We start from the raw sequence: 14,207 nt of genomic DNA on the forward strand, positions 1-14,207 counted from the left end.
CGCGGGGTCCGACGTCTACTACGGGTAACCGTAATTGCTGAGGTCGTGCAAGCGCTGCCAAGGCTGACCTAAGTAACGTTCGGTCGGTCTCCGGGGTTGTCCAAAAGAGAATACTCGCCGGTAACTTACTGTCTAGTCAGTAGTGGCGGGTGTGACATTCGCGACCTTCTCGAGTTCCTCGAGGGCGGTGTCGAGATGGGTGAGCAGCCGCTGCAGGCTCGGCAATTCCTTACGCGCGCCGATCAGGCCGAAGTTCACGTGCTCGGCGGTCGTGGTGACGGTGATGTTGAGCGCGAGGCCCTCCATGGCCACCGACACCGGATAGACGCCGTCGAGGCGGGCCCCGTTCCAGTACATGTGCTCGCTCGGACCCGGCACATTGCTGATGATGATGTTGAACTGCGGCGGCGTGTAGCGCACGAAGCCGGGGATGGTGGCGAACGCCAGCGATGCGATCGTCGCGGCGCCGTACGCGAGCGCCTGCAGCGGGGCGAGTCCGCGGATCACCTTCTTCGACTCGCGCATCGAATTCACCAGGGTGTGCAGCCGGCGCTCCGGATCGGGCTGATCGGTGGCCATGTTCGCCAGGATCGCGGTGATGGAGTTGCCGTCCTTGCCGTCGGGTCCGCCGAGGTGCATCGAGACCGGAACCGCAGCGATCAGTGGCGACGACGGCAGGGCGTCGCGGTCGATGAGGTAGGACCGCAGCGCACCCGAGCACATGGCGATGACGACGTCGTTGAGAGTGATCTCCAGCTGCTGGGCGACCGACCGCAGGCGCTCGGTGGGCCATTGCTGGGCGGCGAACCGGCGTGCACTACCGATCGGGACGTCGAGGATCGTCTTGGGTGCCGGACGGAACGGCGCGGCGAAATCCTTGTTGGTCATCGCCGTCCACGCGATCTTGGTGGTGGCGGGGACCATGCCGACGAGCTGTCCGCCGACGTCGAGAGCCGCACCCGTCAGCCCCATCGCGCCCGACAGGCCGGGGATGCGGGAGGGGCTCGGCGCCTTGGGTTTACGCGAGCGTCGATAGAGTGCCGGATCCCACGGCGCCGACCCGTTGCGGTCGCCGGGATCGGTGGACAGGGTCCGTTGCAGCATCCGCAGCGCCGAGACGCCGTCGATGAGTGAGTGGTGGATCTTCGTGTAGAGAGCGACGCGGCCGTCGTCGAGGCCCTCGACGATGTGCACCTCCCACATCGGACGATTGCGATCGAGCAGCGCGCTGTGGTGCAGCGATACGTAACGCAGCAGTTCGCGGACGCGGCCGGGCCGGGGCAGTGCCGCACGACGCACGTGGTAGTCGAAGTCGATCTCCTCGTCGAACGACCACGCGGTATATCCCATGACGCTGGCCGGGCTGGCCGGGCGCTTGCGGAACAAGGAATGCAGCTCGGTGCAGGCGTAGAACCGCTCGACCATCTCCTCGGCCAGCTCGTTCGACGACTGGCCCTCGCGCGGGACGAACAGCTGCAGCCCTCCGACGTGCATCGGCTGCTCGCGGGTCTCGGCGATGAGAAACATCGATTCCGTGATCGGCATGTACGGCATGCGGGCCACCCCCTCCTGCTGACTCGAACTGTGGCTGGGATCACACTACCGCCTCTTGCGGCAGGCGCCCACACGAGATCCATCGACGCAGGCCAAAGGTCCCGGGTGCTGGCGGGCCGGGCTACGGTGGGCTGGTGGATCTGCGGAGCGCGGCCCGGCGTGCGATCCCGGTGGTGCTGATCGTCGTCGAACTCGTCGTCACCATTTCGGCGACATGGGTGTTCGTCGCCGCCCACGGTCGTGTGCCGGCGCCGGATCGGGTACCGCGAGGCTCGACGGTTGTCGTCTTCGGGTCGCTGGTCTCCGACGGCGAGCCCGGTGATTATGTACGGGGCCGACTCGACACCGCGCTGGACCTGTACCGATCCGGAGTGGTCGCGCGGATCATCAACTCCGGCAACGGTTCTGCCGATGCCGGAGACGAGCCCGCGGTGATGCGCACCTATCTCGAACAGCGGGGTGTGCCGTCGGGGGTGATCGTCGACGATCCTGCGGGGTTCGATACCGCGGACACCTGCCGACGCCTGCACACGGTGTACGACGTCGAACGTCCGGTGCTCATCACGCAGGACTTCCACGTTCCGCGAGCAATTGCGTTGTGCCGCAGTCTCGGTGTCGACGCCATCGGGGTGGATGCGCGCTGTGAGTGCTCGGTGATCACGCAGGCGCGCAACGTGATCCGTGAGGCGCTGCTTGCGCGCCCGAGGGCATTGGTGACGGCGGTGACGGGATGGTGACTGTGCCGATCTGGTTCTGCAGTGCCGATCAGGCTGTGCTGCGGGCTGATTCGGACACCATCTCGGCGATCGCGGCCTTGCCCGCGGGACTCTCGTGATAAGGGGCCGACCCCTGGTATCCGAAGAGCCACGGGTCGGGCGAGCACACCCCGTGGTCTCGCCCGGCCGTCGACACCGCCACGACGCGTGCGTCGCCGCGTCTCGACGCGGTCGCGATGGCGGCGTTCAGCCCGCGATACACCCCCTCGGTCTCGGTCTGCTGCTCGGTGGTCAAGGGCAACTGGCCGCACTGGGTGCCGTCGACGAGCGGGAGATAGTCGACGAACAGGACCGACGCCCGCGGCGCACGTTGGTGAATCGCACGCAGCATGCGAACCAGATCGTCGGTGAGATGGGCGAATTCGCGCGCACCCGGAGGCGGGGACGGCTTGGCATTGCAATGTTCCGGTCGTACTCCGACGACCGGGCCGACCGCCTGGCAACTGTAGGCCATGACTCGTCCGACGTAGTGGACGTTGTTGCCGCCCACCGTGACGGTCACCAGCGAGGTGTCGGGGGTGAGGGCGTCGATCTGCGGTCGACTCGCCCGTCCCGGCTGGGCGCGGTCGACCACGTCGGCCACGACGGCGCCCGAGCAACTCGCATCGGTGAGTGCGAGTGCGAGGTGTCGTGCGACCAGGCTGGGATAGTTGTCGGCCGAGCGCATGCACCGCTTGTCGGTCAGCTGCGTCCCGCCTGGTCCAGCCGCATATGAACTTCCCAGTGCCACATACTTCTTCGTCGGTGACACCGATGGTGACGGCGATCTGCCCGACGGCGACCCATCCGACGATGATGCCGGGCCTGCCGGGTCGGGCGCGCCGCAAGCCGCGACGAGACCCGTGAGGATCACCAAGAGCGTGACGAGGTATCGACCGGCGTGGTGTGTCCCCGATGACGTCACACAGCCATTGTGCCTTCGCGTGGCTGTGTGGACGGCGCGCCTCGCCCGGACCGGCTACCTGCCGGCGTCGTCGGCCGTGGTGTTCGCGGTGCGTCCGGTCAGCTCTGCGAGGCGCGGTCCCGGCGCCACGGCATCGGGATCGGCAATCGTGGGCGCCCGGTGACGTAGAGCGACCCGGGAAGGTGACGCAGAATCTCGACGAGGAGCAACGAACCGGCCAGGGTCAGCAGGTAGACCACGAAGGTACTCCAGGGCTCGCCGATGAGAACCAGCATCGCGGGCCGGCCGTTCATCTGCGGGTAGAGGATGAAGAACAACACCAGAACATGGCAGAGGAACACGCTGAAGGATCGGTTGGAGGCGAACGACACCGCGCGGGCGAACCGCGGCGTCATCTCGCGCCAGTGCTCACCCCAGTGCGCGGCCGCCGCATACAGGCAGGTCATCGCCACGACGAGAAATGGCACGAGCGCGGGGTAGAACGCGGAGTTGTTGTCGTGCACCGGCTTTCCGTCGTACCACACCCCGTAGAGGTACGTGCCCAGGGCGAGGGCGGCCGTGGCCAGCAACGCGCCGAACAGCCACCAGCCCTTACCGGACAGCCAGCGTCCGATCTCTTCGCGATGCACCGCGGCGATTGCCCCGTAGAAGATGAAGAACTGGTACGGGATGAAGGTCGCGTAGTTGTGCCACCAGTACGTGGCGACCGAGGCCGGCGGCTCCCAGTAGGTGATGGTGACGGTGATCGCGAGTTGTGCGGCGAGGCTGGCCAGCAGCACCCACTTGTGTTTGCCCACGGTGGCGCGCACCAGCCACAGGACCAGCGGGAAGAGCAGATAGACCTGCAACATCACGAACAGGAAGTACATCTGGAAACCCGAGAGGCCCCACATCGCGAGTTTGCCGAACTCGTTGAGGCTCGTCGGGACCTCACGCAGCCGTCCGTGTACCCACATGTCCTCGACGACCCAGTAGATGAACGACCAGATCACATACGGGAAGATGACGAGCTTGATGCGCCGACGCCAGAACGACAGCGTCGAGAAGTCACGCTTGTCGAAGTTCTGGTACATCAGCACGAAGCCGGTGAGCGCGAAGAAGGTGTTGCGGGTGAAGTGCAACAGCATCGAGGTGGTGTTGACCGGCAGGCTGGTGAATTCGTCGGTGGTCTGGGTGAGGCAGTGTACGAAGATGACGAGGGAGAACGTCGTCGCGCGGATCAAGTCGACGTGATGCAGATAGGCCCGCTTGGAGCGCTGCCCGACGGACGGGGCGGAGGCCGAAGGTGCCTGCGTGTGCACGCCGGTGGTGGTCGCGCGCGTGAGTGCTGTCGTCATTCCTCAACTCTCGAACGGCTGCTCGGGACGGATGATCGCCACGTTGCGCGGGGTGGTCCGCGACACGGCCGACGTGCGGATGCGCCGTCGCATCCGAAGACCGTCGTGATCTATCCGTGATCAAAAGTCACACTATCAGCGCCACCTTGCGGGTCGCTGAGACAATTCTGGACATACGTTCCCAAGTGAACAATGTCACATGAATTTCGCGAATCCGACATTTACTCGCCTGATTGGCGTCGTCCTGACGTCATCGTTCCCTGTAGGCGACCGATGGGATTGCACTGAACGAAATCCTGTTGCCGATCCAGCGAACCCGGCACCCTGGCTCGCGCCTGCCTGCCCCGGCGACGCGCGACGCGTGATCCGCGAGCCGAATCCGGGCGGACCACGAGGACATAAGGGAGAGGACAACACATGACAGATCAGCACAACGAGGGCGCATCGAAGAGGTCGGTGGCCATCGTCGGCGCCGGACTGGCCGGGACCAGCGCGGCACTGGGGTTCGCCGACGCCGGCTTCGAGGTCACCCTCTACAGCGACCGCAACCGCGAAGAACTCCGTGACAAGGTTCCGCCGACAGGGGTGGGCGTGCTGTTCGGCAAGCCGCGGGAGTCCGACGCCGAGATCATCGAAGATCTCTACGAGGTCGGCAACACCACCGGCATCAGCGTTCGCCTGCACGCGGGTGACGGGGACGAGCGCGCCGATGTGCTCGCATTCAATCCCGACTACGGCTATGTGGCGCAGGCGGTGGATCTGCGCCTGCGGGCCGACGACCGGCTCGGTCGCTTCCTGGATCGTGGCGGGCGTTTCGAGGTGGGGCATATCGACGCCGCTCGCCTCGACGAGATCGCCGGCGCCCACGACGTCACCCTCGTGGCCACCGGCAAGGGCGGGCTGTCGGCGCTGTTCGAGGTCGACGAGTCCCGCACGCACTATCGCGAGCCGCAGCGTCGGCTTCTGCAGGTGACGCTGGAGGGTGTCGACCACGGCCCGGACACCTTCGCCTACCGCTCACGCGAGGGTGGAAAGCACTCGCTGTTCAATCTCGACAGCGACAACGGGGAGATCTTCGTCGGCCCGTTTCTGCACAAGGATGCCGGATCGACGTGGTCGTTCATCGTGTTCGCCAAGCCCGACGGGCAGTGGGCCCCGCTCATCGACAACGTCGTCGACGCACGATCGGCACGCCAGACCGTCCTCGACATCTTCGAGAAGTTCTTCCCGAAGGACGCCCCGGTGGTCTCGCAACTGCAGGTGATCGAGTCCGATCCGTACTCCTGGCTGACCGGCGCGGTGACCCCGACGGTCCGTAAGGCCGTCGGACACACCGCGAGTGGTCATGTGGTCGCCGCCATCGGTGACACCGCGATCGCCGTCGACCCGGTTGCGGGTCAGGGTGCGGCGAACACCCTCATCCAGGTTGCCGAACTGGTGAAGGCGGCTCGCGCCCGGTTGGCCGACGACCCGAATGCCGCCCTCGACGAGAACTGGCTGATCAACGAGTTCGAAAAGCACTGGGAGCGGCGTGGTCACGCGGCCACCGAGGTCACCCGCCTGTACCTCGGCGATCCGGACTTCGCCACCCACCTCGAGCTCGCGTTCCCGGCGGCGGCGGTGAACACCGACATCGCCTCCGCCTTGTTCGGATTGCTGTCCGACCCGAATCCGTTGCTGTCGTTGAAGTCTCGCGACGACGTGTTGGGCTTCATCTCCGCCGTGGCCGGCGAGCCAGCCGACGATGTGCTGGCCCGGTTCACGCCGGCCGGGGAGTTCAGCGCCGCTCCCGAGCAGAAGGAGACCGTCCCCGCCTGAGCGACATCGCCGGTGGTCTCTGGACCGCCGGGGTTGTGCCATACGAATACAGATTCCACCAAGTTGGCCGAAAAACCCCGATTTCCGGGGTCGAGGGTCCGCTCACGTGGAATCTGTATTCGTATGCGGCGCGTTCGATCAGCGGTCGTCGTGCGCCGGCGCCGTCAGGCCGACCGCGGCGACGATTTCGTCCACGAGGCGATCGAAGGTTCTCGACGACGGCGAGACGATCGACGAATGTGTCTGTCCGGCAAAGACTATGAGCCGGGCGTTGCCGCCGGCCGCGGTGTCCGCGGTGACGTAATCCTGGGTGAGAATCGCCGGCACGGTGGTGTCGAGGCTGCCGACGAGCCCGATCACCGGGACCTGCGGGTCGAGGTTCTGGATCGGGTCGACAGCGGAGTACCGACGCGGTACCCGCTGCGGTGAGCCGCCGAGCACGCGCACCACATTGCGATCGCCGAGCGCCGCGGCACGACGCATGTCGAGCGGACCGGCGATCGACATCGCCACCGCGGGCCGATATCTCACCGGTACACCGAGAGCGTCGACGCTGCGGTAATCGCGGGTGGCGGTCCACACCGCGAGCTGGGCGCCTGCCGAGTGACCGACCACCACGGATCGTCGTGTGTCGATGATCGGGTATTCGCGGGCCACGGCCGGGATGTCGTTGACTGCGGCGGCGACGTCGGAGAATGTGGTCGGCCAGCCACCGCCGCTGCCCACACGCCGGTACTCGACGTTGAGTACCGCCACCCCGCGGTCGGCCACGGTGGCGGCGAAGACGTTGAAGCTGCCAGCGCCGATGGTCTTGCCCCACCCGCCGCCGTGGATCAGGATAACCAGCGGTATCCGGCCCAGGTGCTGACGGTCGGGGAGATACAGATCCATCCAGTTCTGAGTCGGATCGGGGTGGGGGACCGGGTAGTCGATGCGTTCTATCCGGAGCCCGGCGGGTGCCACGGGCACCGGGGGTGGTGCCGCGTCGTGGGTGGCCGCGCAGGCCGCGAGCCCGAGTACGACGCAGAGAGCCGCGACCGCATACGCGAGCGCCGACCGCACGCGCGCGACACGCGACGGCGGCGGGGATACGCGCTCGGTGGGCACCTCAACATTGTGTCGCCCTCGCGTCGGGACCGCCCATCCGACACCGACATTTCCGCTGTGTGATACCCAAAGGGCACAAAACAGGTCAGGAGGGGCAGCGATGCACGGTAGGGGTTGGGGTCTGGCGGAAGCGCCCTCGCAGCGCGGGCGGGTGGCGGTGGTGACCGGCGCCAACTCCGGCATCGGGCTGGAAACCGCACGCCAGCTCGCCGGATTGGGTGCGCGGGTGGTGTTGGCCTGCCGCAATCCGCGCTCCGCCGCCGAGGCTCGTGACTCCATCGCGGCAAGCGTGCCCGACGCCGACCTCGACATCGCTCGCCTGGACCTCAGTGATCTTGGGTCGGTACGGGAATGTGCGGAGAAGCTCTGCGCCGACTACCCCGTCATCGACATCGTCGTCGACAATGCGGGCCTGATGCGGCAGCGGCGCGAACTCACCGCGGATGGCTTCGAGATGGACTTCGGCACCAACTTCCTCGGCCACTACGCATTCAACGGCTTGTTGCTCGGCGCGGTGACCGCCGCCGAGGCCGGGCGCTTCGTGACGGTCGGTTCCAAGGTGTATCGCGCGGGCCTCATCGACTTCGACGACCTGACCATGGACCGGGGGTTCACCGCCGCGCGTGCATACTCTCGCGCCAAGTTCGCGCAGCTCGTGTACGCGGTCGAATTGCAGCGGCGACTCACCCGCGCCGGGCATCGTGCGCTGTCGGTGGCCGCGCATCCCGGCGCCACACAGTCCGGTGTCATGCGCGATCAGAACGCACTCCTGCAATGGTTGTTCACCACGCCGTCACTGCGCTGGGTGCGGCGCACCTTCATCATGGAGGCGCCCGGCGGGGCGCTCATCACCGTGCGTGCCGCCACCGATCCGGCGGTGCTCGGCGGTCAGTACTACGGCCCGCGTGGCGTCCTGGGGTTCAGTGGTCCGCCGGTCCAGATCCCGTTGGCCGAGAAGGCCACCGACCCGGCACTGGGTCGGCAGCTATGGGAGTGCGCGGAGAAGCTCACCGGGGTGCATGTCGATCTGTAGGTCGATCGGGCGATGGCGATTTCACCCGTAGACGTGACCGTCGACCCGTACGATCAGACCGATGACTCGATCAGCCGGCTTCCTGCGTATCGGAATCGCCTACACCGTGGCCATCGTGGTCGGCTTGGTCTGGTTGCTGTGGGGTCCGCACCTGCCGATGCCGTGGCTGGACGCGTTGATCGCCGACGTGCTCGCGACGCTGGTGATCTTCATCTTCAGTCGGGTGCACCATAATTCGAGCTTCTACGACGCCTATTGGAGCGTGATCCCGCCGCTGCTGGTGGTGTGGTGGTGGGTCGACGGCGACGCGGGGATCGCGGCGGTGCACTGCTGGTTGCTCACCGCGCTCGTGGTGGCGTGGTCGATCCGGCTGACGGTCAACTGGGCCAAGGGATTTCCGGGGCTCCATCACGAGGACTGGCGGTACCCGATGCTGCGCGATCAGGCCGGGCGCGCCGAGGTCGTCGTCGATCTCACCGCGATCCATCTGATCCCGACACTGCAGGTATTCCTCGCGCTGATGCCCGCCTACGTCGCAGTGCGCCAACCGGATACCGAGGTGCCGTGGCTGACCGCGGTCGCGCTGGTGGTCGGGGTGGCCGCGCTCGGTCTGGAGACCGTCGCCGATCGTCAGCTGCATGCGTTCGTTGCGACGGCCCCGCCCGGAGCGGTCATGGATCGCGGGGTGTGGTCGTGGTCTCGGCACCCGAACTACTTCGGCGAGTTCGGATTCTGGCTGTCGCTGGCGTTGTTCGGGGTGGCGGCGGCTCCGTCGGACGCGTGGTGGATGTTCGCCGGGGCGGTGGTGATGCTGGCGATGTTCCTCGGCGCCAGCATTCCGATGATGGAACGGCGCAGCCTCGACCGGCGCCCCGATTATGCGAGGGTGATCGGCCGGGTGTCGAAGTTCGTGCCCTGGCCACCACGACTGACCGTGCAGACCGATCCGGCGTGAGTGGGCCACGGGTAGTGATCGCCGGGCTCGGCGACACCGGCACCCTCACGGCGATCCACCTCGCACGTCACGCCGACGTCGTCGGGATCACCGTCGCACCAGGCCTGATCAGCGGGCAGGAACTCGGCATGCGGTTGACCCGTCCCGACGCGTGGGCACACGAATATGCGTTGCCCTACCGGCGATATCGCGCGCTCGACGCCACCACGATCGTGCACGGACGCATCACGTCACTGGACCCCGACGTGCGGCGACTCGCCGTCGCCCGACCCGACGGCACGACCCTCGACGAGTCGTATGACGCCCTGGTCATCGCAACCGGCGTCACCAACGGGTTCTGGCGGACCACCCGGTTCCGCGACGAGAAGCAGGTGTCCGCGGAATTGGCCGACCACCATCGGCAGATCCGCCAGGCGCGCTCGGTGATCGTCGTCGGCGGCGGGGCGTCGGCGGTCAGTGCGGCCGCCAACATTGCCGCCCACAGCCCGGATACCGAGGTGGACTTGTACTTTCCCGGCCCATCGCCGCTGCGGACGCATCATCCGCGCACCTGGCGCACCGTCGGCGGACGACTCGAACGCGCAGGGGTTCGACTGCACCCCGACCATCGCGCCGTCCTCGACGACGTCGACACAACCCGGCTCGACGGGGGCACGGTGTACTGGACCACCGGCCAGCCCCCGGCGCACGCCGACCTCGTGGTGTGGGCGGTCGGACGCGCCATCCCCAACACCGACGGGCTGCCCACTGCGCTGCTCGACGACGACGGCTTCGTGCAGGTGACGCCGACCCTGCAGAACCCGTTGTATCCGAACATCTTCGCGGTCGGCGACGTCGCCGCCACCGATCCGCTGAGGTCGTCGGCACGCAACCGCGCCGACCGGCTGGTCGCCCACAACGTCCGCGCCCATCTACGGGGCGGCCGGATGCGGACGTACCGACCGCCACACCGACGGTGGGGATCGGTACTCGGTCCGCAGACCGACGGTCTGCAGGTGTTCGCGCCGAACGGCCGCGCGTTCCGATTCCCCGCGTGGGCGGTCGAGAGAGTGCTCTGGCCGGTCATCGTGCGGCGCGGGATCTACCACGGTGTTCGTCGCGAACGGTGAGACCACGATCGGTGACGTCACGATCGCGTCCGTACCGTTACAGTCCGAGGTTCAACTGTCAGGTTTGTTCTGTATTCTGTGGTCCTGTCTCACGTGAAAGGGGGAGCCACCATGATCGACAACATCTTGTGGAACGCGATTCAATCCAACGACACCGTGCTCGCTGTGCTGCAGTTCATCTTCAGCGGAGTGAAGTAGAACATCACCCGACATGCCCCGATTCTCGATGAGGATCGGGGCATGGTGCTTGTCTGACGATATCGGCGCGCGAGGCGCTCACCCGGCGAATCGTCCGGCGAACGCGCGCAGAGGCAGGTCGGCGCTGGTGACGATACCGGGCGGCGCGGCGACGACCGCGCGGATCGCATGCAGCGCGGGCATTCCAGTGACCGTCATCCCGATCGACGCGAAACTCTGCGGATCGGAGAGATCGACGCCGGGCCGCGGGAAGATCATGTGCTTGTTGTAGACACAGGGATCGCCCTGGATCTGAGTCAGGTAGCAGCCCTTGATGTCCCACGAGGGATCGGTGTGTGGCGTCATCTGCCACTCCAGGTGCGACTCGACGCGAGGCACCCCGCCGACCATGCCCTGATACCGGATGTAGCTGCCGCCCAGCGAGCCCTTCAGCAGCTGGTACCACCCGAGGTCGACATCCTTCGTGCAGGCGCCGAGCTCATAGCCGAACGTGACCTCGTCGAGTTCGAGGTCGAAGGCGTCGGCCATCAGATACACCGAGTCGGCGAAGACCGCGGTGTATTTGTACAACATGTCCGGCAGACGCGGATCATTCACGGGCAGGCCATAACCCACTTCCCGCCAGGTCTGCGCGGAGTGATGGCAGGACACGTCGACCGACTCCGTGACGGTGATGTTCTCGATGTCGGCGACGTCGGCGGAGTTGACGATGCCGAGGATCTGGCAGAGCCCCGGATTCATCCCCGTGCCGTAGAAGGTCGACCCGCCACGAGCGCAGGCATCGGCGATCACCTCACTGACGCGTCGCCCCGATGGGTGCGGGTGGTTGGTGTCACGGTGGTAGCCGGTGATCCAATCGGCGGTGGTCACGACGTCGATCCCCGCTTCGAGGACGGCGACGTAGAGGTCTTCGTCGGGGAAGACGCCGTGGAAGGTCACCACGTCCGGGTGCGCGGCGATGATCTCCGCGACGGACCCGGTGGCGCGGACTCCGATCGGTCCGATGCCGACGATCTCTCCGGCGTCGCGGCCGATCTTGTCCTCGGTGTAGCAGTGCAGCCCGACGAGCTCGAGATCCGGGTGGCGCTGGATGCGCCCGATGGTCTCGGTGCCGAGATTGCCGGTGGCGACCTGGAATACGCGGATGGGAAGGCTCATCGGGACTACCTCTCGCCGTGGTGTGGTGTGGTGTGGTGCCAGGGATCAGGCGCTGGTGACGTGCGCGGACGGATGCAGCGGAACGATGGCCCCACTGTGCGGTGTGCGGGGGTCGGTTCCCAGATGCTCGCCGTCGGGATAGAACTGCTCGGCCCAGCGGCGAAGGGCGGTGAACCCGGCGAACTCCTTGCGGGACAACGCCGGTGGGTCGGAGTAACGCTGGTGTGACCAGATCTCGACGTCGGCGGCGAACTGCTCGATCACCAGGTCGGCCATCGTCTGCCCGTAGGGGGTCATCCCGACGGCATCCTCCTCGCCGGGTTTGCGTCCGATCCACACGGTGAACCGGACGTCGCAGGTGCGCTCGTCGACCGGGGTGACCGCGGGCATCGTCCGGTTGTCGATCATGCCCCAGGATCTCGTCACCGAGCAGCCGAGTCCGGCGTTGATGGAATAGACTCCGCTGTCGGCATTCTCGAGGGTCTTACCCTCCTCGAACGCGATCGTGAAATCCACATAGGAGACCGGGCCGTCGAAGTCGTGCCGGGTGAACTCCGGCATGAACGGTGTCTTGTGCACGAAAAGGAAATGCGCGAAATCGACACCGTTCTCCAGCACGTACTGCGGGTGCAGTTCGAGCCCGCGCCAACAGCGGATCGCCGCGGGCACCGGCGAATAGTAGCGGCGCGCGGCGTCGGCGTCGTCGCCGAACGCGGTGAAGATGTCGGGCACCTCGAAATACGGTGCGCGACCGTGCTTGTCGTACCAGATCCAGATCGACTCGTTGCGCTCGACGACCGGATGGCTACGGATACGACGCCCCTTGTTCGGGCGCGCCTCGTACGGGATGCACACATTGCGGCCTTCGCTGTTCCACTGCCAGCCGTGAAATGGGCACTCGAGGTTCTCGCCTTCGACATGTCCGCCGTATCCGAGGTGGGCACCGAGATGCTCGCAGTACGCGTCGAAGACCGAGACCCGGCCCGACGCCGACCGCCACGCGACCATCTCCTGGCCGAAATAGGTCATCTGGATGACCGCGCCGACCTCGACCTCCGCCGACCACGCGACCTGGAACCATCCGGTCGGTTCCATCGACAACGGAGTCTTGGCCACCTCGGGTCCTTCCGGCAGTTAGCCTCGCCCGCGGGCTGTCGCGAGCGGTGTTCCCACCAGAAAAGTAGAACCCTCTACGAAAAAATACAAGAGGGTTCTACGAAAAGCCTCGCGCAGTAGGCTCCAGGTCATGACAGAGGCTGCGGTGCGTCGCCCCAACAAGCGGGGGCAGGCGACGCGGGACGCGATGCTCGACGCCGCGGTGGCGTCGCTGGCCACCGGTGATCCGGGATCGGTCTCGGGCAACCGCATCGCCAAGGACATCGGGGCGACGTGGGGTGCGGTGAAATACCAGTTCGGCGACATCGACGGACTCTGGGCGGCGGTGTTGCGCCGTACCGCGGAGCGTCGCGGGACCCTGCCGGTGCGCGCCTTCGACCACCACACCACGCTGCGCGAGCGTGTCCACGCCATCGTCGACCTGATGTACGAGGGACTCACGGCGCCGGACTCGCGCGCGATCGAGACCCTGCGCGCCGCTCTGCCGCGCGAGTCCGCAGAACTCGAACGCCTCTACCCGCAGACCGCCGCCGAACTGCGCTCGTGGGCGCCGCAATGGAACACCGCCTGCCAGAACGCATTCGGGGATCTCACGGTCGACCCCCACCGTGTGACGGCGGTGGCCGCCTTTCTACCCGGCGCAATGCGGGGGCTGGTCTCGGAGAAACAACTCGGCAGCTATAGCGACCTCGATGTCGCGCGTCGCGGACTTGCCGATGCCATCGTCGCCTACCTCGCGCCGACCGTGGAGAGCGGTCAGGACGAGGCCTGATCCGACTCCGACTTCGCGATCTCGGCGCGGACCTCGTCCATGTCGAGGCCCTCGACGGCGTCGATGAGCTGCTCGAACTGCGCTGCGGGCAGCGCGCCGGGCTGATTGAAGACGAGGACGCCGTCGCGGAAGGCCATCAGCGTGGGGATCGACCGGATGCCCAGGCTCCCGGCGAGTTGCTGCTGCGCCTCGGTATCGATCTTGCCGAAGGTGATGTCGGGGTGTGATTGGGCGGCCTTGTCGAAGACCGGCGCGAACTGGCGGCAGGGCCCGCACCAGCCGGCCCAGAAATCGAGGAGCACGATGCCGTCCTGTTCGACGGTGGCTCCGAAGTTCTCGAGAGTGATCTCGTGTGTACTCATACCCCTGT

At 66.6% G+C, this 14,207-nt stretch carries 13 protein-coding genes; 6 read left to right on the forward strand and 7 right to left on the reverse strand.

From position 1 onward, the window contains the following. Nucleotides 1-132: 132 nt before the first annotated feature. The gene (locus tag QNM97_RS25815) at nucleotides 133-1,554 is read right to left on the reverse strand and encodes a WS/DGAT/MGAT family O-acyltransferase (RefSeq protein ID WP_283820919.1); all 1,422 of its coding nucleotides are present in this window, start codon (nucleotides 1,552-1,554) and stop codon (nucleotides 133-135) included. Nucleotides 1,555-1,688: 134 nt separating this feature from the next. Between QNM97_RS25815 and QNM97_RS25820 the strand changes: the two genes are divergently transcribed. Then, on the forward strand, nucleotides 1,689-2,291 hold the full coding sequence (locus QNM97_RS25820; protein ID WP_283820920.1) for a SanA/YdcF family protein: 603 nt from the start codon (nucleotides 1,689-1,691) through the stop codon (nucleotides 2,289-2,291). Between the two features lie 28 nt (nucleotides 2,292-2,319). On the opposite strand, the gene QNM97_RS25825 is transcribed toward QNM97_RS25820, so the two are convergent. Both QNM97_RS25825 and QNM97_RS25830 read right to left on the reverse strand, forming a co-directional pair. Then, complete coding sequence (locus QNM97_RS25825; RefSeq protein WP_283820921.1) at nucleotides 2,320-2,997, reverse strand: SGNH/GDSL hydrolase family protein; 678 nt, start codon at nucleotides 2,995-2,997, stop codon at nucleotides 2,320-2,322. A gap of 335 nt (nucleotides 2,998-3,332) precedes the next feature. After that, nucleotides 3,333-4,571, reverse strand: a complete 1,239-nt coding sequence (locus QNM97_RS25830) for an acyltransferase (RefSeq protein ID WP_283820922.1) — start codon at nucleotides 4,569-4,571, stop codon at nucleotides 3,333-3,335. A gap of 417 nt (nucleotides 4,572-4,988) precedes the next feature. On the opposite strand from QNM97_RS25830, the gene QNM97_RS25835 reads away from it, so the two are divergent. Next, on the forward strand, nucleotides 4,989-6,389 hold the full coding sequence (locus tag QNM97_RS25835; protein WP_283820923.1) for a styrene monooxygenase/indole monooxygenase family protein: 1,401 nt from the start codon (nucleotides 4,989-4,991) through the stop codon (nucleotides 6,387-6,389). A gap of 138 nt (nucleotides 6,390-6,527) precedes the next feature. On the opposite strand, the gene QNM97_RS25840 is transcribed toward QNM97_RS25835, so the two are convergent. Further along, complete coding sequence (locus tag QNM97_RS25840) at nucleotides 6,528-7,496, reverse strand: alpha/beta hydrolase family protein (RefSeq protein ID WP_283820924.1); 969 nt, start codon at nucleotides 7,494-7,496, stop codon at nucleotides 6,528-6,530. A 100-nt stretch (nucleotides 7,497-7,596) separates the two neighbouring features. Here QNM97_RS25840 and QNM97_RS25845 point away from each other — a divergent pair, with 100 nt between their 5' ends. The 3 genes from QNM97_RS25845 (at nucleotide 7,597) to QNM97_RS25855 (ending at nucleotide 10,593) form a co-directional block, all read left to right on the forward strand. After that, nucleotides 7,597-8,529, forward strand: coding sequence for an oxidoreductase (locus tag QNM97_RS25845; protein WP_283820925.1), 933 nt, complete (start codon nucleotides 7,597-7,599; stop codon nucleotides 8,527-8,529). A gap of 61 nt (nucleotides 8,530-8,590) precedes the next feature. Continuing rightward, complete coding sequence (locus QNM97_RS25850) at nucleotides 8,591-9,484, forward strand: DUF1295 domain-containing protein (protein WP_283820926.1); 894 nt, start codon at nucleotides 8,591-8,593, stop codon at nucleotides 9,482-9,484. Continuing rightward, entirely contained in the window at nucleotides 9,481-10,593 is a 1,113-nt protein-coding gene (locus QNM97_RS25855; RefSeq protein ID WP_283820927.1) for an FAD-dependent oxidoreductase, read from the forward strand. The genes QNM97_RS25850 and QNM97_RS25855 overlap by 4 nt, the downstream gene beginning before the upstream one ends. Nucleotides 10,594-10,869: 276 nt before the next feature. On the opposite strand, the gene QNM97_RS25860 is transcribed toward QNM97_RS25855, so the two are convergent. Both QNM97_RS25860 and QNM97_RS25865 read right to left on the reverse strand, forming a co-directional pair. Beyond that, nucleotides 10,870-11,949 (reverse strand): NAD(P)H-dependent amine dehydrogenase family protein, encoded by a 1,080-nt coding sequence (locus tag QNM97_RS25860; RefSeq protein ID WP_283820928.1) that lies wholly within the window; start codon nucleotides 11,947-11,949, stop codon nucleotides 10,870-10,872. A gap of 45 nt (nucleotides 11,950-11,994) precedes the next feature. Then, entirely contained in the window at nucleotides 11,995-13,065 is a 1,071-nt protein-coding gene (locus QNM97_RS25865; RefSeq protein ID WP_283820929.1) for a Rieske 2Fe-2S domain-containing protein, read from the reverse strand. 130 nt (nucleotides 13,066-13,195) lie between these two features. On the opposite strand from QNM97_RS25865, the gene QNM97_RS25870 reads away from it, so the two are divergent. Continuing rightward, nucleotides 13,196-13,837 carry a TetR/AcrR family transcriptional regulator gene (locus QNM97_RS25870; protein ID WP_283820930.1) on the forward strand — a complete coding sequence of 214 codons (642 nt, stop codon included), beginning with the start codon at nucleotides 13,196-13,198 and terminating at the stop codon, nucleotides 13,835-13,837. Here QNM97_RS25870 and trxA read toward each other — a convergent pair. Continuing rightward, nucleotides 13,822-14,199 (reverse strand): thioredoxin, encoded by a 378-nt coding sequence (trxA, locus tag QNM97_RS25875; RefSeq protein WP_283820931.1) that lies wholly within the window; start codon nucleotides 14,197-14,199, stop codon nucleotides 13,822-13,824. The genes QNM97_RS25870 and trxA overlap by 16 nt on opposite strands. Nucleotides 14,200-14,207: the final 8 nt, after the last annotated feature.

Source organism: Gordonia sp. L191 (genome assembly GCF_030077625.1).
Lineage (GTDB): Bacteria > Actinomycetota > Actinomycetes > Mycobacteriales > Mycobacteriaceae > Gordonia > Gordonia polyisoprenivorans_A.

Excerpts from the sequence above, each read along its gene's own strand:
- QNM97_RS25815 (WP_283820919.1), bottom strand. The coding sequence starts at position 1,554 with ATGCCGTACATGCCGATCACGGAATCGATGTTTCTCATCGCCGAGACC.
- QNM97_RS25825 (WP_283820921.1), bottom strand. The coding sequence starts at position 2,997 with ATGCGCTCGGCCGACAACTATCCCAGCCTGGTCGCACGACACCTCGCA.
- QNM97_RS25830 (WP_283820922.1), bottom strand. The coding sequence starts at position 4,571 with ATGACGACAGCACTCACGCGCGCGACCACCACCGGCGTGCACACGCAG.
- QNM97_RS25835 (WP_283820923.1), top strand. The coding sequence starts at position 4,989 with ATGACAGATCAGCACAACGAGGGCGCATCGAAGAGGTCGGTGGCCATC.
- QNM97_RS25845 (WP_283820925.1), top strand. The coding sequence starts at position 7,597 with ATGCACGGTAGGGGTTGGGGTCTGGCGGAAGCGCCCTCGCAGCGCGGG.
- QNM97_RS25850 (WP_283820926.1), top strand. The coding sequence starts at position 8,591 with ATGACTCGATCAGCCGGCTTCCTGCGTATCGGAATCGCCTACACCGTG.
- QNM97_RS25860 (WP_283820928.1), bottom strand. The coding sequence starts at position 11,949 with ATGAGCCTTCCCATCCGCGTATTCCAGGTCGCCACCGGCAATCTCGGC.
- QNM97_RS25870 (WP_283820930.1), top strand. The coding sequence starts at position 13,196 with ATGACAGAGGCTGCGGTGCGTCGCCCCAACAAGCGGGGGCAGGCGACG.
- trxA (WP_283820931.1), bottom strand. The coding sequence starts at position 14,199 with ATGAGTACACACGAGATCACTCTCGAGAACTTCGGAGCCACCGTCGAA.